The 25,115-nt window shown below is 44.6% G+C and carries 26 protein-coding genes; 13 read left to right on the forward strand and 13 right to left on the reverse strand.

The genetic code is table 11. The annotated features are described in order from the left end of the window. The first annotated feature begins 57 nt into the window (after positions 1-57). Both J4N45_RS22485 and J4N45_RS22490 read left to right on the forward strand, forming a co-directional pair. On the forward strand, positions 58-3,237 hold the full coding sequence (locus J4N45_RS22485) for a response regulator (RefSeq protein WP_252017141.1): 3,180 nt from the start codon (positions 58-60) through the stop codon (positions 3,235-3,237). Positions 3,238-3,396: 159 nt separating this feature from the next. Continuing rightward, a complete protein-coding gene (locus J4N45_RS22490; protein ID WP_252017142.1) occupies positions 3,397-4,311 on the forward strand; it encodes an alpha/beta fold hydrolase in 915 nt (304 codons plus the stop codon). Between the two features lie 77 nt (positions 4,312-4,388). Here the strand turns inward: J4N45_RS22490 and J4N45_RS22495 are convergent, their stop codons facing one another. Further along, positions 4,389-5,771, reverse strand: coding sequence for an MATE family efflux transporter (locus J4N45_RS22495; RefSeq protein ID WP_252017143.1), 1,383 nt, complete (start codon positions 5,769-5,771; stop codon positions 4,389-4,391). A gap of 98 nt (positions 5,772-5,869) precedes the next feature. On the opposite strand from J4N45_RS22495, the gene J4N45_RS22500 reads away from it, so the two are divergent. Further along, positions 5,870-6,769, forward strand: coding sequence for a helix-turn-helix transcriptional regulator (locus J4N45_RS22500; protein WP_252017144.1), 900 nt, complete (start codon positions 5,870-5,872; stop codon positions 6,767-6,769). A 28-nt stretch (positions 6,770-6,797) separates the two neighbouring features. Here the strand turns inward: J4N45_RS22500 and trxC are convergent, their stop codons facing one another. Then, entirely contained in the window at positions 6,798-7,235 is a 438-nt protein-coding gene (gene trxC, locus J4N45_RS22505; RefSeq protein WP_252017145.1) for a thioredoxin TrxC, read from the reverse strand. A gap of 220 nt (positions 7,236-7,455) precedes the next feature. On the opposite strand from trxC, the gene J4N45_RS22510 reads away from it, so the two are divergent. Next, complete coding sequence (locus tag J4N45_RS22510; RefSeq protein ID WP_252017146.1) at positions 7,456-8,544, forward strand: ketoacyl-ACP synthase III; 1,089 nt, start codon at positions 7,456-7,458, stop codon at positions 8,542-8,544. A gap of 114 nt (positions 8,545-8,658) precedes the next feature. Here J4N45_RS22510 and J4N45_RS22515 read toward each other — a convergent pair whose 3' ends face one another. Beyond that, positions 8,659-8,913: a putative hemolysin gene (locus tag J4N45_RS22515; RefSeq protein WP_252017147.1), complete on the reverse strand. Its 255-nt coding sequence runs from the start codon at positions 8,911-8,913 to the stop codon at positions 8,659-8,661. Positions 8,914-9,070: 157 nt separating this feature from the next. Beyond that, positions 9,071-10,534: a DUF3943 domain-containing protein gene (locus tag J4N45_RS22520; protein WP_252017148.1), complete on the reverse strand. Its 1,464-nt coding sequence runs from the start codon at positions 10,532-10,534 to the stop codon at positions 9,071-9,073. A gap of 182 nt (positions 10,535-10,716) precedes the next feature. Here J4N45_RS22520 and J4N45_RS22525 point away from each other — a divergent pair, with 182 nt between their 5' ends. Both J4N45_RS22525 and J4N45_RS22530 read left to right on the forward strand, forming a co-directional pair. Continuing rightward, positions 10,717-11,235, forward strand: coding sequence for an NUDIX hydrolase (locus J4N45_RS22525; RefSeq protein ID WP_252017149.1), 519 nt, complete (start codon positions 10,717-10,719; stop codon positions 11,233-11,235). 20 nt (positions 11,236-11,255) lie between these two features. Beyond that, positions 11,256-11,912, forward strand: a complete 657-nt coding sequence (locus J4N45_RS22530) for a potassium channel family protein (protein ID WP_252017150.1) — start codon at positions 11,256-11,258, stop codon at positions 11,910-11,912. A 25-nt stretch (positions 11,913-11,937) separates the two neighbouring features. Here J4N45_RS22530 and J4N45_RS22535 read toward each other — a convergent pair whose 3' ends face one another. Then, entirely contained in the window at positions 11,938-12,432 is a 495-nt protein-coding gene (locus tag J4N45_RS22535; protein WP_128650089.1) for a DUF4174 domain-containing protein, read from the reverse strand. Positions 12,433-12,560: 128 nt separating this feature from the next. Here J4N45_RS22535 and J4N45_RS22540 point away from each other — a divergent pair, with 128 nt between their 5' ends. Together J4N45_RS22540 and J4N45_RS22545 are read left to right on the forward strand one after the other, a co-directional pair. Next, a complete protein-coding gene (locus J4N45_RS22540) occupies positions 12,561-13,040 on the forward strand; it encodes an NYN domain-containing protein (RefSeq protein ID WP_252017224.1) in 480 nt (159 codons plus the stop codon). A 14-nt stretch (positions 13,041-13,054) separates the two neighbouring features. After that, positions 13,055-13,477 carry a nitrous oxide-stimulated promoter family protein gene (locus J4N45_RS22545; RefSeq protein ID WP_252017151.1) on the forward strand — a complete coding sequence of 141 codons (423 nt, stop codon included), beginning with the start codon at positions 13,055-13,057 and terminating at the stop codon, positions 13,475-13,477. 7 nt (positions 13,478-13,484) lie between these two features. Here J4N45_RS22545 and J4N45_RS22550 read toward each other — a convergent pair whose 3' ends face one another. Genes J4N45_RS22550 through J4N45_RS22560 form a run of 3 tightly spaced genes read right to left on the reverse strand, consistent with a single transcriptional unit; the run spans position 13,485 to position 14,975 of the window. Continuing rightward, complete coding sequence (locus J4N45_RS22550; protein ID WP_052412720.1) at positions 13,485-13,952, reverse strand: DUF3429 domain-containing protein; 468 nt, start codon at positions 13,950-13,952, stop codon at positions 13,485-13,487. A 13-nt stretch (positions 13,953-13,965) separates the two neighbouring features. Then, complete coding sequence (locus tag J4N45_RS22555) at positions 13,966-14,286, reverse strand: AzlD domain-containing protein (RefSeq protein WP_252017152.1); 321 nt, start codon at positions 14,284-14,286, stop codon at positions 13,966-13,968. Beyond that, positions 14,283-14,975 (reverse strand): AzlC family ABC transporter permease, encoded by a 693-nt coding sequence (locus J4N45_RS22560; RefSeq protein ID WP_252017153.1) that lies wholly within the window; start codon positions 14,973-14,975, stop codon positions 14,283-14,285. The genes J4N45_RS22555 and J4N45_RS22560 overlap by 4 nt, the downstream gene beginning before the upstream one ends. 137 nt (positions 14,976-15,112) lie before the next feature. On the opposite strand from J4N45_RS22560, the gene J4N45_RS22565 reads away from it, so the two are divergent. After that, positions 15,113-15,934: a hypothetical protein gene (locus tag J4N45_RS22565; protein ID WP_252017154.1), complete on the forward strand. Its 822-nt coding sequence runs from the start codon at positions 15,113-15,115 to the stop codon at positions 15,932-15,934. On the opposite strand, the gene J4N45_RS22570 is transcribed toward J4N45_RS22565, so the two are convergent. The 4 genes from J4N45_RS22570 to J4N45_RS22585 form a co-directional block, all read right to left on the reverse strand. After that, entirely contained in the window at positions 15,931-16,776 is an 846-nt protein-coding gene (locus tag J4N45_RS22570; RefSeq protein WP_252017155.1) for an EAL domain-containing protein, read from the reverse strand. The two genes, J4N45_RS22565 and J4N45_RS22570, sit on opposite strands and share 4 nt — an antisense overlap. Positions 16,777-17,023: 247 nt before the next feature. Further along, positions 17,024-17,812 (reverse strand): lipase family protein, encoded by a 789-nt coding sequence (locus tag J4N45_RS22575; protein ID WP_252017156.1) that lies wholly within the window; start codon positions 17,810-17,812, stop codon positions 17,024-17,026. An 82-nt stretch (positions 17,813-17,894) separates the two neighbouring features. Continuing rightward, positions 17,895-18,527 carry a hypothetical protein gene (locus J4N45_RS22580; protein ID WP_252017157.1) on the reverse strand — a complete coding sequence of 211 codons (633 nt, stop codon included), beginning with the start codon at positions 18,525-18,527 and terminating at the stop codon, positions 17,895-17,897. Between the two features lie 57 nt (positions 18,528-18,584). After that, a complete protein-coding gene (locus J4N45_RS22585; protein WP_128650094.1) occupies positions 18,585-19,229 on the reverse strand; it encodes a helix-turn-helix domain-containing protein in 645 nt (214 codons plus the stop codon). Between the two features lie 198 nt (positions 19,230-19,427). On the opposite strand from J4N45_RS22585, the gene J4N45_RS22590 reads away from it, so the two are divergent. The 4 genes from J4N45_RS22590 to J4N45_RS22605 all read left to right on the forward strand — a co-directional run bounded on the left by J4N45_RS22590 (position 19,428) and on the right by J4N45_RS22605 (position 23,444). Continuing rightward, positions 19,428-19,664 (forward strand): DUF2164 domain-containing protein, encoded by a 237-nt coding sequence (locus tag J4N45_RS22590; RefSeq protein ID WP_252017158.1) that lies wholly within the window; start codon positions 19,428-19,430, stop codon positions 19,662-19,664. A 159-nt stretch (positions 19,665-19,823) separates the two neighbouring features. Next, positions 19,824-20,366, forward strand: a complete 543-nt coding sequence (locus J4N45_RS22595) for a cytochrome b (protein ID WP_252017159.1) — start codon at positions 19,824-19,826, stop codon at positions 20,364-20,366. Further along, complete coding sequence (locus tag J4N45_RS22600) at positions 20,363-20,932, forward strand: YceI family protein (RefSeq protein ID WP_252017160.1); 570 nt, start codon at positions 20,363-20,365, stop codon at positions 20,930-20,932. The genes J4N45_RS22595 and J4N45_RS22600 overlap by 4 nt, the downstream gene beginning before the upstream one ends. 352 nt (positions 20,933-21,284) lie before the next feature. Next, positions 21,285-23,444 (forward strand): YadA-like family protein, encoded by a 2,160-nt coding sequence (locus tag J4N45_RS22605; RefSeq protein WP_252017161.1) that lies wholly within the window; start codon positions 21,285-21,287, stop codon positions 23,442-23,444. A 158-nt stretch (positions 23,445-23,602) separates the two neighbouring features. Here the strand turns inward: J4N45_RS22605 and focA are convergent, their stop codons facing one another. Continuing rightward, on the reverse strand, positions 23,603-25,051 hold the full coding sequence (focA, locus tag J4N45_RS22610; protein WP_252017162.1) for a formate transporter FocA: 1,449 nt from the start codon (positions 25,049-25,051) through the stop codon (positions 23,603-23,605). Between the last annotated feature and the right edge of the window lie 64 nt (positions 25,052-25,115).

Consider the following 25,115-nt stretch of genomic DNA (forward strand, 5'->3'; position numbering starts at 1 on the left):
AGTTTTCCTAGACTTACTATATCTAAACTTTTGTCGTAATGGATATCGGGCAACGGAATGAACAAACTCGAGTTATGGAACAACTTGTCAGTAAAACACAAAATGTTGTTGCTGGTTTTACTACCACTAGCATTAATTGTATTCCTCGCATCTCGCCAAATCACGTCTCTCAATAACCAACTTGCTGATCTAGAGAAAGTAGAGCGCTTGGTTAGGTACTCAGAGGTGCTTTCTGATGTCCAATCCAAAGCAAATGACGCACGACCAACATCGGATATGGCCGATATCACAAGCTCACTAGAGTCGTTGAAAGTATTGGGCGCTGAGATATTTCCATCAGATGAAGCGGTTAGGCTTTCAGGGTTGTTGGACGACTATCAAGAGAGTGTGGTGTCCGTTGCTGAAGCGGCAGACTATGTTGAAAAACAAGAACTCGTTGAATGGCAGGTGGATACCTATAAACAGATATTAATGATTATTGAAAAGTCGCCTGCGAAAGCTGTTCTGCCAGTCGTGGATGGTCATATGGTGGCACTTTCGCAGCTCGAGTGGTTGGTTTTTTGGGCCGATGAAGAAATTTGGCAAACGAGCGCTTTGATTCAAAGTTATCAATCTGGTGAAGCGACAGACGAGCTAAGTAAGCAAGAGATCGCCAATCTGGTCCAAAACCAACAGTTATTCGTTGAGCGTTTTGTCGCCATTAACGCCGACCCTATGCAGGTGAACCTACTGCTTGATTCATTTTCAAATCCTGCTTTCGAAGAGAGCAGTATGTTCAGAAACGTATTGCTTAGTAGCGAAGGTGTCGCATCTCTAAGTAGTGCTGAGATTAAAGCGGGCATTGATGCATTAAATCTTCGCTCTAATCTGATTCAAGGCGTTTCACTGTCTATTGAAGAACAACTACGTCAGGAAATCCGCACTCTAGTCGCCGGCTTTGAACAGCAGCGAATGGGATTCTTGACGGTAGTATCTCTACTCACCGTAATGTTGATTGTCATTGGTGTGAATCTAGCTCTTCGTGTCACGAGAAACCTTGGGTTGGTGCTCAAATTTTTAGAGCAAGAAGATGACAGTCAGGCTATCTCATTAACGAGTAAAATTGGCGGTAAAGATGAATTAAGCCGATTTGCTAAAGAGGTAGAGCGCTTGACGCATGAGCGTATAGAGGGAGAGAAGCGACTTCTTGTGGCGAAGGAAGATGCCGAGCAAGCTAAGGAAAACGCGATTCAAGCAAGTAAAGCGAAGAGTAGTTTCTTGGCTAACATGTCGCATGAGATTCGAACACCGCTAAACGGTGTCATTGGTATATCAGAAGTGCTATCGGATACCGATCTTACCGCGACCCAAAAAGATTATGTCGACACGATAGAAACGTCTTCACATCTCCTGCTCAGCTTGATTAATGACATTCTGGATTTTTCTAAAATTGAATCTGGCATGCTACAGATCAACCCACATTCAACGTCTATTCGTGAAACCATTTATGACATTGCGTCTATCGTGGCGCCTAAAGTGAAAGAGAAGGGGATAGAACTCAACGTTGATATTGACTCAAAAGTTCCTTTCAGGGTCTTGGCAGACGATCACCGAATGCGCCAAGTCTTGATGAACTTCATGTCCAATGCAGTAAAGTTCACTGAAGAAGGTACCGTAACCATTGGTGTTCAGTACCAGGGCGAGTCTGAGAATATGGCGAACTTACTGTTTGAGGTTAAGGATTCTGGTATAGGTATCGACAAGGCGAGACAGTCAAAAATCTTTGAAGCATTTGCTCAAGAAGATGACTCCACTACAAGGCAGTTTGGTGGCACCGGCTTAGGTCTGGCAATCAGTACGCAATTAATTGAATTGATGGGCGGTAAGATCCAGCTTGATTCAGTCAAAGGTGTAGGTAGCCGCTTCTACTTTACACTGTCTTTGGCTATCGATGAGCATGACTATCAACACAGAAATCCTCTCATTTACGACGAGTTGGTGATGGTGTGCAACTCGAGTGTCTACGAAGAGCGAATCAAACGAGATTTGCAGTTCTATGGATTGACCGTAGATCGTGTCTCTCAATCTTTAAATGAGTTGAGCCTCACTGATGCAAATACAAAGACATTGCTCATCTATGTTGATGGCGGTGGTGTGGACTCAGAAGAGGACAGTAAACGTTTTGCAGAGATTAATGGGCAAGGTACCGCTATTTGCCTTATCAGGCAATTTGATAGTGCTAATAAAGACTTTGGTCGAAACATCTGCGCGCTGATTACCTATCCTTTGCTCGGTAATCGACTACTGAAATCTCTAGAGGCTTGCTGTAAGTCATTGGCGCAAGGCGCGGTCTATGCCTCTGTGGGAAGCAAAGAGATAGATAATCGAATTCGAGTACTACTCGTTGAAGATAATCTGGTAAACCAGAAAGTTGCCACGCTGCATTTGAAGAAGATTGGTTGTGAGTTCGATGTTGCTAACCATGGGCAGGAAGCGGTTGAACTGTATGAGAAAAATCAAAATTATACGTTTGTCTTGATGGATTGCATGATGCCAGTGATGGATGGATTCGAGGCGACTGAAAAAATTAGACAGCTTGAAACCAAGTTGAGGATTGCACGCACACCTATCATTGCGTTGACAGCCAGTGTGGTTGATGACGATATTCAAAAATGTTTCGACAGCGGGATGGACGATTATGTGCCTAAGCCATTTAAGGCTGAAATCCTCAAAGAGAAAATCGTCTCTGCTATTGAAATGAAGCAACAAGAACTGTCAGGTGGCGTTCTAGAGCAAACGCCAGATATTCAAGAAATTGTCGTTCCGAAAGAAACCGTTGTAGAGGCGAGCGGCGATTCAAATAAACCAAGTGCTACAGAGAGTAATGGGTCGCGAATTCTGTTAGTCGAGGATAACTTGGTGAATCAAAAAGTGGCCTCACTGCATTTAGCGAAGGCTGGATTTGAATACGATATTGCAGGTAATGGTCAAGAAGCGTTGGAGCTATACCAGAGCAACGTTAACTACGACGTGATTTTGATGGATTGTATGATGCCGGTAAAAGACGGTTTTGAAGCGACTCAAGATATTCGAGAGTATGAAAAACAGCAAGGTATGAGTCCGACGCCGATTATTGCTCTGACAGCGAGTGTGGTCGATGATGACATTCAAAAATGTTTTGATGCGGGAATGGATGCTTACGTTCCTAAGCCAGTTAGACGAGAAAAGTTGCTGCATGAAATGAGCAACTATCTCTGATTGTTAGGTCCAATATAGAGTCGTCACCCTACGTGGCGGCTATTTTTATGGGAGCTCTAATCTAGTATGTCTGCACAGCATAGTTACCTTGGAGTGGTTGCTAGAAAATCAAATATAGCCTCATAAAATAACGTTCCTTTTGAACAACTGAGATACGTTATGTTTGCTGTTGCTTTCCTAGTAACCCTATGTTGCTTGTTAGTTTTGCCAATCCTTATCAGTAAGGAGAAATATGTACTGGATGATGTTCATCGTGCAGAAGCTCCTGGTCGATTTGTCGAACTGAAGTTAGGAAAGGTTCACTACCAAGTAGAGGGCGATCCTGACGCGCCTTTAGTCGTGCTTGTGCACGGGTTCTCAGCTCCGTCTTATATGTGGGATAACAACCGCACCGAAATAGCGAATGCGGGATATCGTGTACTGACGTTTGACCTTTTTGGTCGGGGTTATTCATCTCGACCGAAGGTCAACTATGATAAAACGCTTTTTGTCGAGCAAATTCGAGAATTGACCGAGTTGCTCGTACCTAACAAACCATTTCATATTATTGGACTCTCTATGGGTGGGGCAATAACCTCCGCATTTGTTAAGCAGTATCCAAAGAGAATTTTGAGTGTTGGCTACTTAGCACCATTTAATCAAGCCATTGATATCGGACCGCTAACCCTGCCAATCATTGGAAAATGGTTAGGCTATACCTTGTTCATACCTAAACTTCCAGCAAATCAGACTAACGATCTCGTCGCACCTGACCAGTTTCCGTTTTGGTCAGGTAAGTTTAGTGAACAGATGATATACAAAGGCTTTCGCCGTGCCATCATCAGCACCGGTCGTCATCTAATTGCAAAAGATCCAAGTGAAGATTTTCTAGACGTGGGTACGCTTTCGGTTCCAAAACTAGTGCTTTGGGGAACGGAGGATAAAGTTATACCCCTGTCGGATCTAGAGCGTGTTGTCCAATTACTTGGTGACAATACTTCATATAGCGTATTTGAAAACGCAGGGCACGCATTGCAGTATGAATGCTATGAAAGGGTGAACAAACGAATCATCGAACACCTCAATCATGTTTAGTGAATTGTAGTAACAAGAAACGCCAAAACATATGCTATGTTTTGGCGTTTTTTATCGTCTCACTAGGGAGAAGAACGTTAAGCTGTTGCTAACGTGAGGTTGTTCATCCAGTAACGCTTGAGGTAGCGATGGAAACAGAGTGAAAACTTCACGACTTCTTCTACCAACATACAGGTGTAAACCAGTTTAAATTCCAATCCGAAAATGAAAGCAGCTGATGCAGTAAGCGGTAGCCCGACACACCACATCGCGATAAAGTCCATTCTTAGACAGAACTTGTTGTCACCACCCGCTCTTAGAATGCCATTAATGATGATTAGATTGAGCATGCGCAACCAAATCGCACAACACAAAATAACCATTGCGGGTGAGGCGAGTGGGTGAAGTTCTGGAGTCGTCAAGTTCAACCACGACAATATGGTTTCTCGACCCATGAGTAGGCCCGCTCCTGTCAACAAACCAAACACTAGTACCGCCTTAATAAAAGTTTTTGACATGTTGAACGCCTGTTCAAACTCGTCTCTGCCCAGTGACTGACCCAATAATATCGAGCAGGCAACAGAGATCCCAAAGAACAGAGAGTAACAGAGCGATTCAAATGGACCCATCATGCTAAAGACAGCAAGCTCCGTCGTCCCCATATGGCCAAAAATAACTTGGTACATCAAGGTACCCATCGCCCATAATACCGCATTCAATGTTGTTGGAATCGCAAGCGATTTGTAAGATGCCCATAAACGGGTAGCGTCATCCAGTACTTGCTCTCTCATCAACCAGTGATTACGTACTTTTAAGTAGCCCCAGATAAACAACACCTGCAGTAAGCGAGAAATGGTGGTGGCAAGTGCTGCACCTGCGACCCCCATTGCTGGCACACCCCAACCACCTTTGATTAGCCAGAAGTTCAGTGCGATGTTGATAACAATCGTCACCGCACCTAATACCAATGGTGTGACGGCGTCACCTGAAGAGCGCATTGCGGATTCTGCAACGATAACAACGTGAGTCAAGATCAATACTGGGAACGCATACCACAGGTAGGTCGCACCAAGCTCAATAACACTCGTGTCTGTCGTTTGCAGCATCATGATGTAGCTGGAAAAAACAGTGATGACAAACGTCACAGGAACAAGCAGTTTCGCACCAAAAATCATTGATAGTTTGGTGATGGTTTTTGCACTACGCTTGTCTGAGCGCCCCCAATACTGAGCAACCAAAACGCCATTCGCTGATGCCATGCCAGCCATGATCATAATTGCTACGAAGTGCCATTTAGAGGCGATACCCACCGCTGCAGTGGCTTCCTTACCAAAGTCACTGACCATAAGCACATCCGCTAACGCTAAAATTGCGACTAATGCACTTTGAATAGCAACTGGGAACCCCAACTTGACGACAGCGGATAAAAGTTGACTTTGAGCCACACCGTTAGATGACTTAAGATGGTGTTGAGTTGTCATAGCTGCCTCCTAATTCAGTAAGTTAGAGATTGAATAATCGCGTGAAGAGTGTGGGGGTATTAACGTCGCTAATATAAGAAAAACGGTATTACGAAACCATGTTCAAAAATAGACAAAACCTGTGCAAATCCGTCATTGAGCAATTTAGCAGCAAAAATGAATGGGTGGATGAGGTGCATTTATCTGAGCTGTGTGAAGAGCGCTTTCTATCGGCAAGCGATGTGCCTGAGTTTTCGTCGGAAGACATCTTTATGTCAGGTATGGCGAATCTCATTGACAGCTATCATGTTGAACGTGGGGGCGTCGATGTCCACACGATATTGTTCACCATAGAAGGTGGCGGTATTTTGATAACAGAAACAGAGGTAACGGCGATAGAGCCCTACACTGTGGTTGTGTTGCCAGCAAACAGCGCGTTTCGTTTCGAAATAAACCCTCAGTATCGTCATTGGCGCATGATTTGGTTTCTACCAAAGAATCGCCCGCGTTGGCAGATGTTTGCTGATTTGGGGCAAAAGGTGCTGCCGTTCAACGGCTGTGAGCGAATGTGGGCGTTAATGACCTTGTTGTATGCGGAGATTGGTGGTCGTTCGAGTTATCGAAAACTATTGGTGAGTGAAGTATGTCGATTGATAACGGGCTATGAATCGCAAACCACAGACTCAACAGTGAGGGTACAAGCCCTGTTTGCGCAAATAGAAAGTCAATTGCACTTGCCTTGGAGCGTTAAGTCGATGGCGCATAAGGCGTTTTTGAGCGAAGAGCAATTAGCTCGAATATGTAAGCAGCTTTACGGTGTCTCTCCGAGGGCGAGGTTAATTAACCTAAGAATGGAAAAAGCCTGCGACCTACTTGAGAATAATGATTGGTCGGTATCTATGATTGCAGAGCGACTGGGCTATCGAGACCCGTTCAACTTCACCCATCGATTTACCAAGCAGGTCGGCTGTTCTCCATCGGCTTACCGCAAACGTATGTTAGAAAAGTCGACCCACTAGAAAAAATGACGAGTTATTTGTGGTTAAATCAACCCTTGGATAGTGCTTGATTTAGCCATTGATCAAATTGGGTTTTAGGTAATGCGCCATTGATCATGTCGACACGTTGACCAGATTTGAACACCATAATGGTAGGAATGCTTCTGATTTGGAACTGAGCCGCAAGTTGTTGCTGTGTTTCGGTATCGACCTTTAGAAAGCGAACCTTTCCTTTGCGCTCCTCAGCAACTTGCTCAAAAACAGGTGCAAACCCGACACATGGGTTACACCACGTCGCCCAGAAGTCGACAACGACAGGTTGTTCACTATTAATCAAAGCACTAAAGTTATCTAGAGTGCCCTCAATAGGGTGTCCGTCTAGCAGTGGTGTCTTGCAACGACCGCAGTTGGGAGACTCAGAAAGTCTATCGATTGGAAGTCGGTTGAGACCATTACAGTTAGAGCAGCGTGTGTTGATTGTGGACATTACTTTTCTCCTTTTTATACCCAAGTTTTCTGGCATTCAGATGACTTGCGTATAGAAACGTGGAATTTTAGAAATCAGACTTCTTTGAGCCCTGGAATGTGAGTATACTCAGTCTTCTATAGTCAAGATAAGCAAGACATTATCGGTCGTTATTAATGCTTAGTGATTGATATGAATTGTTTATCTTGATTGGCGAAAACTATAAGAAAATAGGTACAGAATGACAACTTTTTACGCCGAAATTACTGGGTGGGGTAAGTGCCTTCCACCAGCAATTCTCTCTAACCATGACCTCAGCACAGTAATGGATACGTCAGACGAGTGGATTCGTACTCGTACCGGTATTGAAAATCGCCGTATTAGCCATGTTAATACGTCAGATATGGCGACGGTAGCGGCTAAACATGCAATGGCATGTGCGGGTATCACAGCGGAAGAGGTTGATCTGATCATCGTCGCAACGTGTTCACCTGACTCGCTCATTCCAAATACGGCTTCTCGCGTTCAACAAAACCTTGGTGTACCTGCAGCGGCTGCGTTTGATTTAAATGCTGCGTGTACTGGCTTTGTGTATGGTCTTGAAACAGCGACTAAACTGATTCAATCGGGTAATTATCGTAACGCGATTGTTATTGGTGCAGAGCGTCTTTCTTTCTTTATCGATTGGACAGAGCGCGATACCGCAGTTCTTTTTGGTGATGGCGCTGGTGCAGCTGTACTGTCCCGCACAGAAAACCAAGTCGGTCTGCAAGACGCACAAATTGGTTGTGATGCCAAAGGTCGAGATATTCTAGCTGTACCTAAATTTGGTACATCTATGGAGCGTTTCGCGGCAGACAATGGCTACTTCGAGTTCGACTTCATCGGAAAAGAGATCTTTAAGCGTGCGGTTAAAGGCATGGGTGCTGCGGCAAACACGGTATTGTCTCGCTCAAACCTGACAAAAGATGATATCGATGTTGTGATTCCTCACCAAGCGAACATCCGCATTATCCAAACGCTGTGTGACCTATCTGGTATCGAGCAAGATAAAGCGTTTGTGAACATTCAAAACTACGGCAACACGTCTGCGGCAACAGTGCCAATTGCACTGTGTGAAGCACTCGAGCAAGGTAGAATCAAACCGCAAGATGATTTGCTGCTTGCCGCATTCGGTGCAGGATTGACGTGGGGCGCAGGACACATCAAATGGGGTGAGCGTGTTACTCCAGTAGCAACGAGTGACGCTGCGCTGCCGGTATGTGAGCAATCAGCATTGGAGCTGATGGCGACTGCGATTGAACATTGCAAAAACAAGCCAAACAAATAGGTTTGCAAGGAGAGGGGCGCACAGCGATGCGCTCCTTCTAAACTGATAAAAAACGCCAGCAGGCTTAGCGCATGCTGGCATTTTTATCTGACTATCGATGAGATGAATCGTCGATTAGTTGCTTTCTTTATCTCGATTTTCGTAGTAATCCCAAACTGTGTAGCGCTCTTCTTCAGAAAGTACGCAGTATGGTACGCGCTTGCCATTTTCTGTAACGCGCTCAAGCTTATGACCTTGCTCCACACAATAGACGTAAGCAGGATCACTTATTGCCGTGATTTCATCCACATCATACTTATCTGGTTCACTCGCACAGCCTGCTAAAATGCCCACTGCAACAGCGCCAATCATCCATTGTACTTTTTTCATTATCTCTCCTATTTGGAAGTTAGGCTTTTGCTTAAGTGTAGGAGATTTCTAATAAAAAGTGTTTTGATTCGGTCAAATTATTCAACTTTATGATGAATTATCGCTGTCATTGCTCAGTTGCTCCCAGAATTCCTACAAACTCGATAGCTCATCGCTATTAGATGTGCTTGTTACCTTCACCAAATCGGTAGATAAGGCGCGAGCCCCAAAGACTATCACGTGCTCCAGAATTACGGTGATACGCGTATTTCCAGTCTGCTTGAATAGACCAGTTAGCATTGAGTGTGTAGTGCAAGCCTGTACCAATGTTCCACTGCAGCTTTTTAGTATCGCGGTCTTTATTCAACATCGCTTCGCCTACACCCGCATTGATGTAGGGTTTAAGCGCGTTGTCCGCAAACAAGTAGTACTGCACGTCGAAGCTGTAGTTTTCGTAGATATGCTTCTGATTATCCACGGTCGACTCATAGTTGCCTTGCATGTAACCCAGGCGTGCAGACAGTTGGTTGGTAAAATACAGACCAAGAGTGAAGGCTGGGGCAAAGTCGTTCTTTAGGTTACGTTCTTTGTCGAGTTGTGGGTAAGCAAAACCAGCACTCACACCAACAATTCCATATGTAACAGGATCGTCTGTGTATTGATGATAGTTTTTCTTCTGACGTCGTTTTAGGCTGTCATCCGTCTCGCCTGCACCAAACGCGTACTGAACCTGCATTTGATATTTAGTTTCTACTTCGCCGTTTCTTAGAACATTGGAGTGAACGCCAACAAAACCGGTACCCGCTTTGACGATTTCGCGACCCGCAATGTTGTTTACACCGCGGCCTAGGCTATCAACTGGGTCTAAGAAAAATAGGGCAGTTGAACCCAGCGCATCGGAACCGAACACAGTACCGCCACGTAAACGAATTTCTTTCTCTTTATTAAATGCCCATTCACCATATACCCAACCGAGCGTCGGGGTAACAACGAGGTCTTGGATAGATGGTACTTCGGCAAATGCTTCAATACCGTATTCCCAATAGAAGGTCGACATTAGCGTCGAGTACATGAAGGCGTCCCATTGGCGATAGCCTGACTTACGTGCCGCTTGATAGTAAACACCACCAAAATAAGGGTGACCAATGTAGTTGATAACGTGATCATCACGATCCCAAACAGGACCAGAGCGGACGTTGTCCCACCATTTGTTCATCAACTTAATGTCGTCTTTTTCCCAGTTGGTGATGGACTCTGGCATCAGTGCCAAAACACCAGCTACACCAACACCGTAAGCAAAAATAGACTTGGTTTGAGACCAAAGGCGCTCACTATCTTCACCATTTTGCGGATTAAACAGCGAGACACGATAGGGGGAGTCGTAAAAGTTTGCTTGGCTGATGGAGTCGTCTTGGCGTAACTCTTCAAAACTGCTGTTGGTAGAAATCGATCGATATCCCAATGCATTCAGTGATTCTGATTGACTTGAGTGAAACTCATCGTCAGTCATCATCTGATCGGAACGAATCGCTTGATTAAGTAAGTCTTGTTCTGAAACTGAGTCGCTCGATGAGTCGTCGGCTAGGGCATAAGAAGCCGAACTAAGAGCAACAGCAGCGAGAAAAGAAGTCGTTGGGTTCATAGTGATTTATATTTATTTGATTGATACGGAATTAGTTGCTTAACCTGAGCTTGGGCAGGGCGGCAATACTACCATTTCTATAAATATATGTCGCAATCGAATTGACTAGAAAACGCCATACAACTGTAAGTTCATATTTTTGTGGTAAACTTCACGAAAACAGACCATTAAAGAGCAAAACTGTGAGACAAATTACCACTGCTATCCACCCAGATATCTCTCACCTAGACGATAAAACGATCATAAAACGAAACGCGACGCGCGCAATCGTTGTTGATGGTGAAGACATTCTTCTACTCTATACAGAGCGTTATCACGATTACTCTTTGCCAGGTGGCGGCTTAGATGATGGAGAAGACGTTATTGCGGGTATGGTGCGTGAACTTGAAGAAGAGACGGGCGCGAAGAACATCCATGGTATCAAACCGTTTGGCATCTACGAAGAGTTTCGGCCTTGGTATAAAGACGATGCTGATGTTATGCATATGATTTCGTTCTGTTATTCTTGTAAAGTTGACCGTGAGTTAGGGCAGACCGCTTATGAAGATTATGAGGTGAAAAATGGAATGAAACCTCTATGGGTCAACATCCATGATGCTATTGCCTTTAACGAAAAAACCATTGCTGAAAGCGACAAAAAAGGCATGAGTATCGAGCGAGAAACGTATTTGTTGCAGCTTATTGCCAAAGAGATGCTGTAGCGTTAGGGAGAATGCATTCGATGAAATTGATGAGTAAAGACGACAACTTTTTCTTCTTGCTAGGCTCATTGTTGGTTCTTTTTTTTATGAGTGCCATGGTGCATCAGTTTAAAGATGACGCACAGGACTATGTCCTTGCCTTGATCATCTTATGTATGAGTACCTCGATAGTTGGCGTCCACCGAAAACAGACCTTTTACCGCTCTTGGTATGCGGTGATGATAACGGTTGCCGTTATTTCAGGTGTGTTTTCGCTGTTTGATGACTACGACTTGTCTCTGGTTACCCTGTTTTCATTGCTATTTTTCGTGCTTGCCCAGACTTACTCTGCGCTGAAGCAAGTGATGATGCCAACAAAAGTCACGTTGAATCAGATTGTCGGTTCTATTTGTGTCTACTTGTTGTTTGGGCTATCGTTCGCTTTCATCTATCTCATTCAACTGGAGCTGTTTGAAGCTCCTTTTAATGGATTGGAGGCCAAGCCATGGTTGGATAACTTGTTCGATGTGATTTACTTCAGCTTTATTACATTGACTACCGTTGGCTATGGCGATGTTTCTCCGGCGCTAGCAATCCCGAGATTTTTTGTGTTCCTCGAGTCAATTACGGGCAGTTTCTATCTGGCAATCATGGTCGCAAGCCTGGTTAGCAGCCATCTAGCTCAAAAAGACGCATAGTTCTTTTTATTGGTGCACATTTATCCTAAATCGAGCAGCGGCTTGCTGCTCGCTTCATCTCAGCTTGTCTCATTGGCATAGCATCAATAGTATCTTTGATTTCAATCCAATTGGTTGTCGGACCCCAACGAAGTTTCTCTGTGCCATCTTTGCCAATGAGTATTGCCTTGTGGTCACCTTCTTTGATGTCGTACATCTTAACCAACTTACTGTAGTCAAAGGTGTCTTTTACCCACCCAGGTGATGAAAACCCATCTTTGGTCATTACCATGGTGACAACGTCACGTTCTTCAAGCGCACACTCGTTAATTAGCGTACCGAGTAAGAACTCGTCCACCAGTACGTCTTTGGTAGGAGCAAAGTACATGACGCTGCGATGAGACAGTCCATGATAGAGGTGACCTTCATGATACTGAGAACCATGAGGATCGCTTTGATGCCCCTCTTTAGCGTATTCTGGATAGCCACAAGCTGTGGCACTGACTAGCGATGCGATTGCGATAAATACGATACCTTTCATAGTTGCCTCCTACCTAGCGACCAAAAGGTTATACGTTAAGTTTAGCCACTGAGATTCGTCTCACTAAGTTCCACTTCAGGACAATAAATTTGATACACTGCCGCCAAGGCAAATTCAATATCATGATTATGAAAAAAACAGCCATATTTGTTGACGTTCAAAACGTCTACTACACAACGCGTCAAGCTTTTGCGGGTCGCTTTGATTACAACGCGTTTTGGGCTCGAGTGAGTGAGATTAGTCACGTCGAAATCGCTCGTGCTTATGCGATTGCTTCACAAGATCAAAAGCAGAGGCAGTTTCACCACATTCTTCGCGGAATAGGGTTCGACGTTCAGCTCAAGCCTTTTATCCAGCGTTCTGATGGCAGCGCAAAAGGGGACTGGGATGTCGGTATTGCGCTTGATGTATTCGAAATAGCCCAAACGGTAGACCATGTTGTTTTGGTTTCTGGCGATGGAGACTTTCAAATCTTAGTTGAGCGCATCCAACAGCGTTTTGGAACTCAAGTAACCGTAGTGGGGGTTGAGCAACTCACCGCTAACAATCTTATTGATGCTGCGGATCAATTTATTCCAATCGACTCGAGCCTGCTGATTGGTAGATAGAGTGAGAGGATGCCATGAAGAAAAGCAGTGAAATCTTAGTGGGTGAGTTAGAAACCGAGTTCAAAACGGTTGCTGCCATGATGAAGATCTATTGCAAGCAACACCATGGTAGTTCAACGCTGTGTCAGCAATGCCGAGAGCTTCTCGTCTACGCTGAAACTAAGTTGGATCGCTGTCCTTATGGAGAGTCTAAGCCGACTTGTAACAAGTGCCCAATCCACTGCTACAAACCAGAAGAAAAACAGCAGATGAAAGCCGTGATGCGCTACGCAGGGCCGCGCATGTTGCTACCACATCCGATTTTGTCGATTCGACATCTTCTACATGAACGCCGCGAAGTACCACCAAAACCGAAAGCGGGCTTGTCTAACCGAGCACGCCGTAAAGCTCAGCCTTCCGATAAACAGTCTTCCGATAGACAGTCTTCAGATAAATAACCTCATGTTAGTGGGCGCCGGCGAAAGCAACGATATGTGCAACGGCCACGCCCACGGTTAAATGGCTGCGCAGACGCTTATAGTCTTTAGGAAACTCGTCTCCTAGAGCGTTAAGCTTGATTCTCTCGACCAGCCAAACGCAAACATATCCGACTAACGCCACGACGACGCCTAATCGAAACTGCTCTGGTGCGATGATAATCACCAGCCATCCCATCAGACAGATGAGGTTACTAAGAAGTAAAATAGGGAAGGAGAGCTTGTGTGTCGCGTATGCGAGGGCGTGTGACCACAAAATACCGCACAAAAAACTCAAAATGATGGCACTGTACGCCAAGAACAGCAGTCTGGTATTAACGCCCATAAAGTCGGCGTTTGCCGTAAATGTCGCGATACACAGTGCAAAAGGAACTAGCCCAAGATAACCTAGCCAGCTCATCAACGCGATGGTTTTAGTCGATTCCCGATTTTCCATGTTCCCTCAATCATTAAGCTGCGAATACCCACAAGTTTAAGACGAGAAACACTAAGATGCTAACTATGGTGGTGACTAATACGTCCTTGATAATTCGAGCTAAGATAATCGCAAATGTCGCTGCCAATAGATAAGGCAAGTTATCAGACAGCGCGAGTTTGCCGTGCGGGAGAAAGACGATGGGCCCCCAAATCGCTGTCAACACGGCTGGACTCGCGTAGGCTAGAAAGCGCTGTGCACCGCTACTGATCCGCAAAGGAACTTTGGGTTCCAAAAATAGGTACCGGCTTAAAAAAACAATCGCGGTAAGTACAAGAATTACGAGATACGTCATCGCTTCATTTTCTCCTCACACAGGTATCCAACCGTCATGCCGACTATGCTGGATATAACCAAACCAAGCTCAATGTCTAAAGCCGCGAAGAGCACTGACGATACTAACGCTGATAAAGCTGCAAGGAATATAGGTATAGTGGTAATGTTAGGAACAACAATGGCAATGAAAGTGGCGGCAACGGCAAACTCCAGACCATATTGCTGAAGGTTTGGGATCTTTGCTCCGATAATAATGCCAACGACCGTCGCTAAGTTCCAAATTAAATAGAAGGAAAGACCGGCACCTAAGGCATACCATCTATCAAATTTCTCTGGTTTATGGTGTCCGCAAAGTGCGAACAGCTCATCTGTTAACAAGAAGCCAAGAGATAGCCGCCAGCGCAACGGCAAATCTTTGATATGGCTGCGCATAGATAAGCTATAGAGGAAGTGACGAGAAGTAATAAAGAATATGGTCACGACCATGGTAAGGAGCGTCGCACCAGATTTTATCATACCCATCGCGACGAGTTGAGCTGCACCCGCAAAGAGTATCGCGCTCATCGCTTGCCCCTCGAGCGGTGTCAGACCTGAATCAATAGCAAATGAACCGGCAAGAAAGCCCCAGGGCACGACCGCCAAACTCAATGGCAGCATGGCAACACATCCCTTGGTGGCGCGCGCAACACGCGATGAAGAATTATCCATAAATACACTCCTTGTGTGACATAGATTGTATTTAACTGAATGATTTTCAAGGCTTGGAGCATATAAAATCGGAATTATTCATCACGCTGACTCCTTGATACTATCTCGCTCCCTGTTTCAACTTGAGTATCCCTCTGATGCTACGCACTCTTACTTCGATCATTCTTTTAGGCATGTCCACGTCGTCAGTATCTGCTGAGCATGAAACCCAAAGCGGTGTTAAAGATGAAGATTATGGTCGCATACTGCCTTTTTTTGGCGATCGTGTGAGAGATATGGGTATTAAGCTTCCAAAGCCAATTGGAATCTCTTTATTTACCCACCAGCAGGAAGATCTTATGCAGCTAGGGGATTTCAAGATTGATGGTGAATCCGTAGACGATATATTGCCAAATGGCGGCAGCCAAACCACCAACACAACGAGCATTGTTGCCGTAAGAGGGGATGTGTGGGTGCTTCCGTTTTGGGGCTTTAACGCCATGATTGGTAAAGCGGTCACGTCGTCAGACATAGCAATCGGTATAAGCGATTTTTCGAATGGTAACCTAGAGCGATTAGAGATCAATGGTATGGCAACGTCCTCAACGATTACCGCTGTCGGTACCACGTTGGCGTATGGACATAAGCAATTCTTTACCACAGTCGATGCTCAATACGTGTCGACCTCTGTCTCTGGTGTCGGTGTGAGCCTCGACGCCTTAGTGGTGACGCCATTAATTGGACTGAATATAGGTGACAGTGGTTGGCGAATTGTGGTCGGCGGCCAATACCAAGATTATCAGAGACAACTTAAAGGGCAGTTAGGCGATATTAGGTTTAGTGCCAAACAAACGTCCAGCCGGTGGTCCACAATGGTAGGTATGCAAAAAGCCTTTACCGACAACTGGGAAGCGTCGTTGATGGCTCAGAGCGGAAAAACGAGAGAAGGCTTTACTTTTATGCTTGGCAAACGCTTTTAGCTAACCAGCTTTAAACGGGGAAGTAGAGCTTGTGGCATGGCTAAGTGATAGCCTTGAAAGAAGTCAATATTCAGCGCTTTCATCGCTTCAAGCTGCTGTTCCGTTTCTACACCTTCAATCACAGTCTTGGCGTGGCACTCTTTTGCCAGTTTAATGCCATTAAGAAGAGGTTCTTTGCTGCCTTCCATATAATCAAGCAGCAGTTGTCTATCCAGTTTTAAGATATTGGGTTTTACCTGGGCAACACGCTCGGGACTTGACTCTTTACACCCAAAGTCATCAATAGCAATCAAAAAGTCTTCTTTAGTTAGGTGGTTTGCCGCTGAAGCCAGGGTTTTGGAACTAAACGCAGTAAGCTCAACCAGCTCAACAACGACTCGTCGACAATCGATTTGTAGCGCCTTTAATCGGGACATCAGCAAGGATGAACGAATACCTTCTGCAGCAAGTCGCTCACTAGAGATAGGTAGGAAGTTAAGAAAAATCAATCTCTCTCGATAGTTCGACATACTAAAATTACGTAGATGGATCGCTCGGCTCAATCTATCCACATTAAGCTGGTCTGCTAAAGAAACGCTTTCATTTTGGAAGTACAAATTGGGTGGGATCGGGTCACCGTTTTTATCGAATAACCTTACTAAAGCCTCCATACCGATAATAATATTCGAACGACTAAATATCGGTTGAAACACACTCTTAAGGGTGAGGTCTTTGTACTGCGCGATATAGCAACCGTTTTCTTCGGTTCGAATACACTGAGTAAATTGATGTTTTTCAGTAAGGAGCATCTTTTTGGAAACTGATATTGACGTTGTGATCATCTTGTCACGGTTAGATGACAAGTCAAATCGGTTTGGTGAATGAACAGAGGTTCAGTATTAGGAAGGCATTAGCGAAATGAAACGCAGATCAACATTTCATCTATAAAATAGAGCATAAAATGTGCACAATCATTGATAATTTGAACTATTAAACATTTTATCTCTATATTGAGTGAGTTAGATCATATAAAACACGTAAATGTTAGTAATCTAAATACAAATTTAAAAATATTTGTTTTTATGCAATTTTTTTGAAGAAACTCTCATTTCAGCGTTCGTCGAAAAAATCTTTGTTTCGAATGTACTTGCTCATCAGGTGGTAAGAGAAGGGGCGAATTATCCATGAGACTAACGACCGACCTAGACGGACAATGGTCGGTGTATTCTCGTAAATTCTTCCATTGTAGAGCCAAAGCAGTTTTCCTACGTGCCAGTAGATAAGTGGAAGCGGAGGAAGAAAGGTGACAATATCGAGATCGCAGCATATCCGATAGGTTTTGTGAGCGAGTTGAAAATTCTTTTTAAACTTGAGTCCACCAACGGCTGGCTGCCCAAAGGTCACAATCCTTTTTATTGATTTTGGATACGCCGTCTCTAGTGCATCTGCGATGACACATCCGATAGCGCCACCAGAAGAGTGGCCAGTTATCGTGATTCGCTTGCCGTCTTCAATTAGCTCTGATGCGATCTTTATCGTTCGCTCAAAAAGCGTCAGCCCAAGTTTGTCTTTCTTGTGAGCAGGTTGGCTTTCTTGATTCAGAATATAGTGAAAACCGGCGTGAATGCGGTAGTACAAGCCAAATGTTTTACAACTGCGTTGCCACATAGCAAAGGTGAGTAACCAGTCGGTTAGACTGTGAGAGCCTTTAATTACAATGACGGCTTCTTCTTTGTCTTTACTCCAAAGGATACGAACGACTGTTTTTCCGTAGCGATTCGAGACAATTCGTTGGCCGTTGGGGTCGAATCCATAGCGAGTTTGTTTAAACACTCTAGGATAAGCGAGGTTACAAAGTACAGCGTATTTCTCGTATTGGTAGCGTTTTAAACTCTTCACAATCTTTACGGTTTTCTATGAGATTACAATACTATGAAAAACCTTAGTGAAAGTTTGATGACATGTCGAAGAAAGCAGAAAACTACATAGTGGTAACGGCATACAATTGAACATATTTGAGAACCGTTTCTCCGGAGCCAGGCTTAGTCAGTGGGTGTATATGTGTCACATAATTGGGTACAACACCAAAGCGTTCGGAGAGTGTTGAACTCATTGATGTTTCTGAAGGCAATAACCTTACGCCTTGTTTGATATAGGCTGCTTCATCTAACTGCGTGTCGTTGTTCCACCAGCTAATAAGAGAGCGGCTCTGGTGGCAGCGACTTAGCCAGTGATCAGCAATAATTACTAACAGATCTCGTTGCTGTACTGCAAACTGATATTCCGCTAGCCACTCGTTAATCAGTGAGTAAATATGGTCGCGACTGTTTTGGTTTCCATTGACGAAATGATATGCCAGGACCCAAACCGTACCGTAAGAGGTGGTCACACGGTAGGTGCTGCTCAATTTCGCCGGCTCACTACAATCTAGAGATACAATTTCAGCGCTTAAACTCTGCTGTTCGAAATCAGATTTAATACGACGTGCGAACGCAAGTGACAAATGATGGCTAGTAAGTCCACCATTATGTACGGCCGGATAATGTTGTAAACAAAGTGCTTGGCAGTCCGTTTTAAATCGACGGATGCTATGCACGACGTTATCGAGAAGCATAACTCTTTCCTTGTCTCAGATACGGATTACCAGAGGCGTACTCCGTATCAGAATTCCTTAAATACGCTTTTCCCAAGTCCCCCAACGTACAACACCAAGAATCTCGATCTCGTCGTCGTTTACCTGATGGATCGCGTTCTTCGTTGTGTCGTCACCGTACCAAACGTGAATGGTGGTACCGACTTTTACAAGCGTAAAAAAGTCTGGGTGGGGATTACCAGGCAATCGAGCGAGTACGATGTCATCGTTAATCCATTCCTGATTACGATTGACCAGAGCGACACAGTCCCATTTGTAAGAGACGGTGCCTCCTACTGGATATAAGACCCCAAAGCAATCTTTGTACTCAGGAGGCACGGGTATTGTTCCTTTACTTTCTGCTTCACCCGTTTCAAGCAGTTTAGTCACTTCGGTTCGGCTGTAGTAAGACACTGTCGCGGCACTGGTGCTCGCCGCTTTGGTGATTTCATTGGCTTCCGTATACTTGTCGCCGACACCAAAACAGAGCCAGTGAGCCTGAACGTTGAAATAGTCTGCGATAAGAGCAAGGTCTTCGATAGAGGGATAGGTGCGAGTAGGACCTTTAGTTAGGTAACGACCAATTGTGGCTTTTCCTTTGCCGATAGCTTCTGCAAGCTCATTGTTAGTGATTTTATTTTCCTTAAGCAGCGACACAATGCGCTCTTGATAGCCGTAATCCATGATTCCTCCGTAATTTCCTGCATAGTGTAGTTTATGAGTTTCAGAAATGAAACGGGGTTCTTGAATAATGTTTGAAAATGAGACTCTTGCGAGATTGTTGAATCGTGATCTAGTGTTAAAAATCGACAATCAGCATTGAAATCATAACGTTAATCACCCATAACCATCCTATATTTGTAACAAAAAATGAGATTAACAATGTTTGATACCAAGAAAAGAGCCGCAATAGTGTCGGAGTTGCAAAAGTATTTTGAACAAGAATTAGAGACAGACTTAGGCCAGTTTGACGCTGAATTCTTATTAGACTTCCTGATTAAGAAATTAGGGCCAGCCTTTTACAACCAAGGGTTAGAGGACGCAAAAGGGGGTCTTGACAGGCGAGTAGCAGACATAGCGGATGAACTCTACGAAATTGAAATGCCGGACGATCTCTAACCTGTTGTAGCACATCAGTTTTATAGATGTTCGAAAAAACTGAATGACTCTATCGAAGGGGTGTTGTCGTTAAAGTGTCAAGTTAGGTAAATACTGTATCCCATAGGTTGATGAGTTGTTAGCATTATTGGCGAGTTAGATTAAATCATGGAAATGACGATGGCGGTAAAAGAAGTAAAAAACTACAACCCGATAGCAAGAGCACTGCACTGGATTTCAGCTATTGTAGTGATTGGAATGTTTGCAGTGGGTTTGTGGATGGTCGATCTCACTTACTACAGTGAGTGGTATAAAACGGCTCCACACTGGCACCGTTCTATCGGCATCCTTTTGGCAGGGCTCACTATTTTCCGTTTGGTTTGGAAGCACGTGACTGCAGCACCAAAAGTAGAAGGCAACCAGTTCGAAAAGGTTGGCGCTAAGGTAGGTCATCTCGCTATGTACGCTGCACTTATCGTCATTTTCGTTAGTGGATACCTTATCTCGACTTCAGATGGTCGCGGAATTGAAGTATTTGACTGGTTTACAGTTCCGGGCTTGGGAGAGTTTTTCCCTAATCAATCAGACATTGCGGGCGAAGTGCACTTTTACGCTGCTTGGTTCGTTATTCTTGCCGCTGGTGGTCATGCGCTAGCTGCTTTGAAACATCACTTTATAAACAAAGACAACACTCTTCGAAAAATGTTAGGAGTTTCGAAATGAAAAAGACACTAATCGCTACAGGAATGGCTGCGGCAATGCTATTGCCACTAGGTGCTAACGCTGCTGACTACGCAATTGATACGAAAGGCGCACACGCTTCTATCAACTTTAAAGTAAGCCACCTAGGTTACAGCTACATCAAAGGCCGTTTTAACACTTTCTCTGGTGACTTTAGCTACGACCCTGCAAACATCGAAGCGTCATCTGTAAACGTTGTTGTTGATACAACAAGTCTTGATTCAAACCACGCTGAGCGTGATAAGCACATCCGCAGCTCAGATTTTATCGATGCAGGTAAGTTCAAAGAAGCAACATTCAAGAGTACAAGTGTTAAAGACAAAGGCAACGGCAAACTTGACGTAATGGGCGATCTAACACTTCACGGTGTGACACAGCCAATCACAATCGAAGCTGAGTTCATTGGCGCTGGTCAAGACCCTTGGGGTGGTGAGCGCGCTGGCTTCAACGGCACAACTCGTCTAGAACTGGCTGATTTCAAAATCCCAGTCATGGGCGCTTCAAGCTATGTAGACATGGAACTACACGTAGAAGGTATTAAGAAGTAATTTCTACCAACTATTTTTCATCAAAGCCCCGAGCATAGTCTCGGGGCTTTTTTTGTCTGTACGACAAAAACAATACTAACTCACTGATTATTAGTAACTCTTCTCAACGCTCTTTTCTTCTCTAACGTTTCTTTAAGTAATACAAATAACGGTAGGTTACTTTTGAAATGTCTTTTATCAATAGGATGCGCCCCGTGTTCCAAGCGGACACCACCAATCAAGCACCAGGCAGTAATGGGGTGTTTGAAGAAGCGCTCTGCCATCAATGATTAGCGAGCGGTTCAATAGGGCGAAAGGAGAGTCGCCAGATAACAAATCCTAATTTTCCTTATTGATACGAACAAGTTTATTTATGAAAAAGACATTTATCGCATTATCACTAGCTTCTGTATTCACAGCGCCAGCAATGGCAGTAGAAACAATCAAGGTTCGTGACATTGAGGCAGCAACCAAAGATTGGAAGGTTGTAGAAGTTGACGGTGAATACCGTGTTCAAGACGCAAACTACAACTACATTGGTACTGCTCTTGAAGGTGATGGCTATATCACTATGACCAACGAAAAAGACCGCACAGGTTTACGTATTAATCAGAAAACTGGTAAAGGTGAAGTATGGTCAGACAAAGAAGGTTGGATTGAAAACATCCAGATTAAAGAAGACCGTCATGCTCCAGTTGACCCAACTAAGCCAGACGTTGTTAACCCAGTAAACCCAGTTAAGCCAGATGACCGTAACGGTAACAATGGCTCTAACGTTGCTCCTTCTTACGCTGGCAAAGTAAAAGCTAGTGACCTTGTTAAGCTTAAAGAGCAAGGTATCGAGACTCACGTTGATGCTAAAGGTAACGCGGTTCTGGTTAAAGACGGCAAAACTGTTGCTGTAGCTGTTAAGAACGGCAAAGGTGAGTACCAGGTTGTAAATGCTAATTCTGGTGAACGCGTTCGTGTTGACTTTGAGAACGACATTCACACACCAGTGAAGCCTGACACTCCAAACAACGGCAAAAAGCCAATTTACATCATCGACCCAGAAAACAAGAACGGCAATGGCGGTTCTGAAATTGGCGGTGCAACTCACAACGTAGTTAAGACTTCTGACCTGGCTAAGCTTGAAAAAGAAGGCTACACATTTGACGTTGACGCTAAAGGCAACGCAAAAATTCTGGATAAAGACGGCAACGTAGCAGGTGTAGTTAACAAGACTGGCACTGGTGCTTACTCTTTTGTTGATGCACGCACAGGCGAACGTGGCGGCTTCATCTTCCAAGATGATTCAAAGACACCAGTACCAGCACCAAAGCCAATCAACGCTTGGGAACGCATTGCTAAAGACCTAGACATTACTCCTGAACGTGAAGGTGGTGAGCGTCTGCGTATCAATGCTGGTGAGTACACTGGTACTACCATCAACACTCGCAACGGTCGCATCGAAGACAAATTCGGTAAGCACATTGCAGACATTGATGAGAACGGCAACGTTAAGCCAGTCGACCGCAACGGCAACAACGGCGAGCGCATCGATGTAACTAACCCAACTGTAGACCAAGCTAAAGACTACGTTGATACTCGTATCTCTGCTGCTTATTCACAAGCAATTGAGCAAGGTCAGAAAGCTTACAATGAAATGGGTGAAGAAGTTGCCTTTAACCGTGAGGTTGCACACGGCAACAACCAAATGATCATTGATAACACTGACCGCATCAAAGGTCATGAGGCTGTAGCGGTTGAAGCTAAAGGCGTTATCGAGGCTGAATTTGCTAAGGTTCGCAACGAAATTAAGAGCAACAACAGCAATGGCAGCATGGACATTGAGGTTAACGAAGAAGTTGAATCTGCTGTGGCAGAAGCGGCTAGCCGTATCGAATCTAACACTAAGCGTTCAGTTAATGCAGAAGCTAAAGTGGTAGCTGCTGAAAAGCAGTACAACAAAGATGTTGATACTTTGACTGCTCAATTGTCTGCTATGCAAGCTCAAATTGATGACCTTAAAAAGAACGGTGGTTCTAACGGTGGCTCTACTAACGATGTAGAAGAAGGCAAAGTTAACGCGGAAGACATTGCTTCTAACCGCGCTGCAATCGAAGAAATCTACAAAGCAGGTGATGAAGCTGGTAAATGGGCTTCACGCGTAGCTGACGGTGCTTACACTGAGCTAGACACTAAGATTGCTGGTAATTCTGCTCGTATCGGTGAGAACTCTAAGCGCATCGACAACCTAGAATCTGAAATGAAAGCAATGGGCGACAACATGCTTGTCCTTGAAGACCGCATGGACGGTGTAGTTGCAAGCTCTCACGCAATCAACAATGCACGTCCTGTTCTTGCGACGGCTGGTCAGTTCGGTGTTGGTGTTGGTATGGGTGCTGCTGGCTCTAAGAAAGCGTTAGCACTGGGTGGTGCTTATCAGTTTAATGACTCTTGGTCTGGCTCTATGACTGTGAACTATGAGACGTCTGGTAAGAAATCGAAATCACAAGTTTCTGCTGGCGCGGGTGTTCAATACCGTTGGTAGTTCAGTTCTGAGTAGAAATTTATTACAGGATAAAAACGCAACACAACGTCACGCGTTAAAACAATAATAAAGGCTTAAAACTAAGTTGCCCCGGTTTTTACACCGGGGCTTTTTTCGGCCAAACGACTTATTTCCTAGCCAAAAATTGGTTTGTTGTCTTACGCTGTTTCAAGTTCACGTTCAACAACATTCAAGCGCTCGCCGTAGATAGGGCGGACAGCTTGCATTACTTCAGCTCTTGATAAAATTCCAACCAAGACACCATTTTCTAGTACAGGCAACACATGTGGTTTGTTTACTTTCATCGCTTTAGCACGCTCTTCTAGAGAAAGAGTCGAGAAGCTTGTAGCGATGCCCATTGAACTTACCGGATATAGCTGCTCTTTATCGATGCAAAGAAACTCAGCCACATCTACCAATTTTTCAGACGCGTTGATAGCGACAACATCACGGCTCATCAGGTCGACCACCTTCTGACCTTGCTCAGGGATGTAGTCTTGGCACCACAGATCAACCATTACATCGTGCACAGAGAAGAAACCAACCAAGCGACCTTCGATGTCTGTAACTGGAGCACTTGTTAGGTTGTGGTCCAAAAGTGTATCTAGAGCAACAGCTGTTGGCATTTCAACGCTTAGTGTTACTGGTTGAGTGTTCATGATGTCTTTTACGATGATGTTGTTGTTCATTTGCGTCTCCTTTACTGACGTAAGTTCAGTGGTTTGTGTAATTGCAGTTACATTTGCTGCTTTTAGTTGTGGTCTGCGGTAGATACTCCAGTTAGCAAGTCCTACCAAAACCGAACCACCAATAATGTTTCCTAGCGTGACTGGTATAAGGTTGTTCGTTAAAAAGTGAATCGGTGTTAGGTCGCTAAACTGAGCTTGGGTTGTGCCCGTTGCTGCCCAGAATTCAGCGCCTGCAAAGTTTTGAATCACAATGCCTAGCGGGACCATAAACATGTTTGCTACACAGTGTTCAAAACCGCTGCTGACAAACATCGCGACGGGTAAAACCGTCATTGCGGCTTTAGTCATCGCATTTGCGCTGCTAAACGTCAGCCAAATTGCTAGACACACCAGTAGGTTACATAAAACGCCTAGAGCGAAAGCCTGTACCCATGTGTGATGCAATTTATGCTGTGCAATATGCAGAGCGTTCAGTCCCCATTGACCATTGTCCATTTGGTAAAGACCTGCTGCAGAGACAATCAAAAGCAAGAACATCGCGCCAATGAAGTTTCCAACGTAGACCTTTCCCCAAATTGAAAGCATTTTGCTAAAGCTAATCTGTTTATTTGCCCAAGAGATGCTTGAAAGCACTGAACTCGTAAACAGTTCGCCACCGCATATCACGATGAGAATCAACCCCATACTGAATGCAAGTCCGCCAGCTAGCCTGCTTAAGCCCCATCCCGCATCTGCGCTTCCCGTCGTTACCGTGATGTAGAATAGAAATGCCAAGCCGATAAAGGCGCCCGCCATAATGGCCAAGCTCATTGTCATTCCACTGGTTTTCTTCGCTTTACTTAATGCGAACTTTTCAGCTTCTGCCATCATCTCTAATGGCGAGAAGAGCAGATTGTTCTCGGAGCTAGCTGATGCCATTCCTTACTCCTTAACCTCGTTTGTGTGTGAATCGCGCATTTCATAACTCCTTAAGTGGTTGAGA

Source organism: Vibrio sp. SCSIO 43140, assembly GCF_023716585.1.
Taxonomy (GTDB): Bacteria; Pseudomonadota; Gammaproteobacteria; order Enterobacterales; family Vibrionaceae; genus Vibrio; species Vibrio maritimus_B.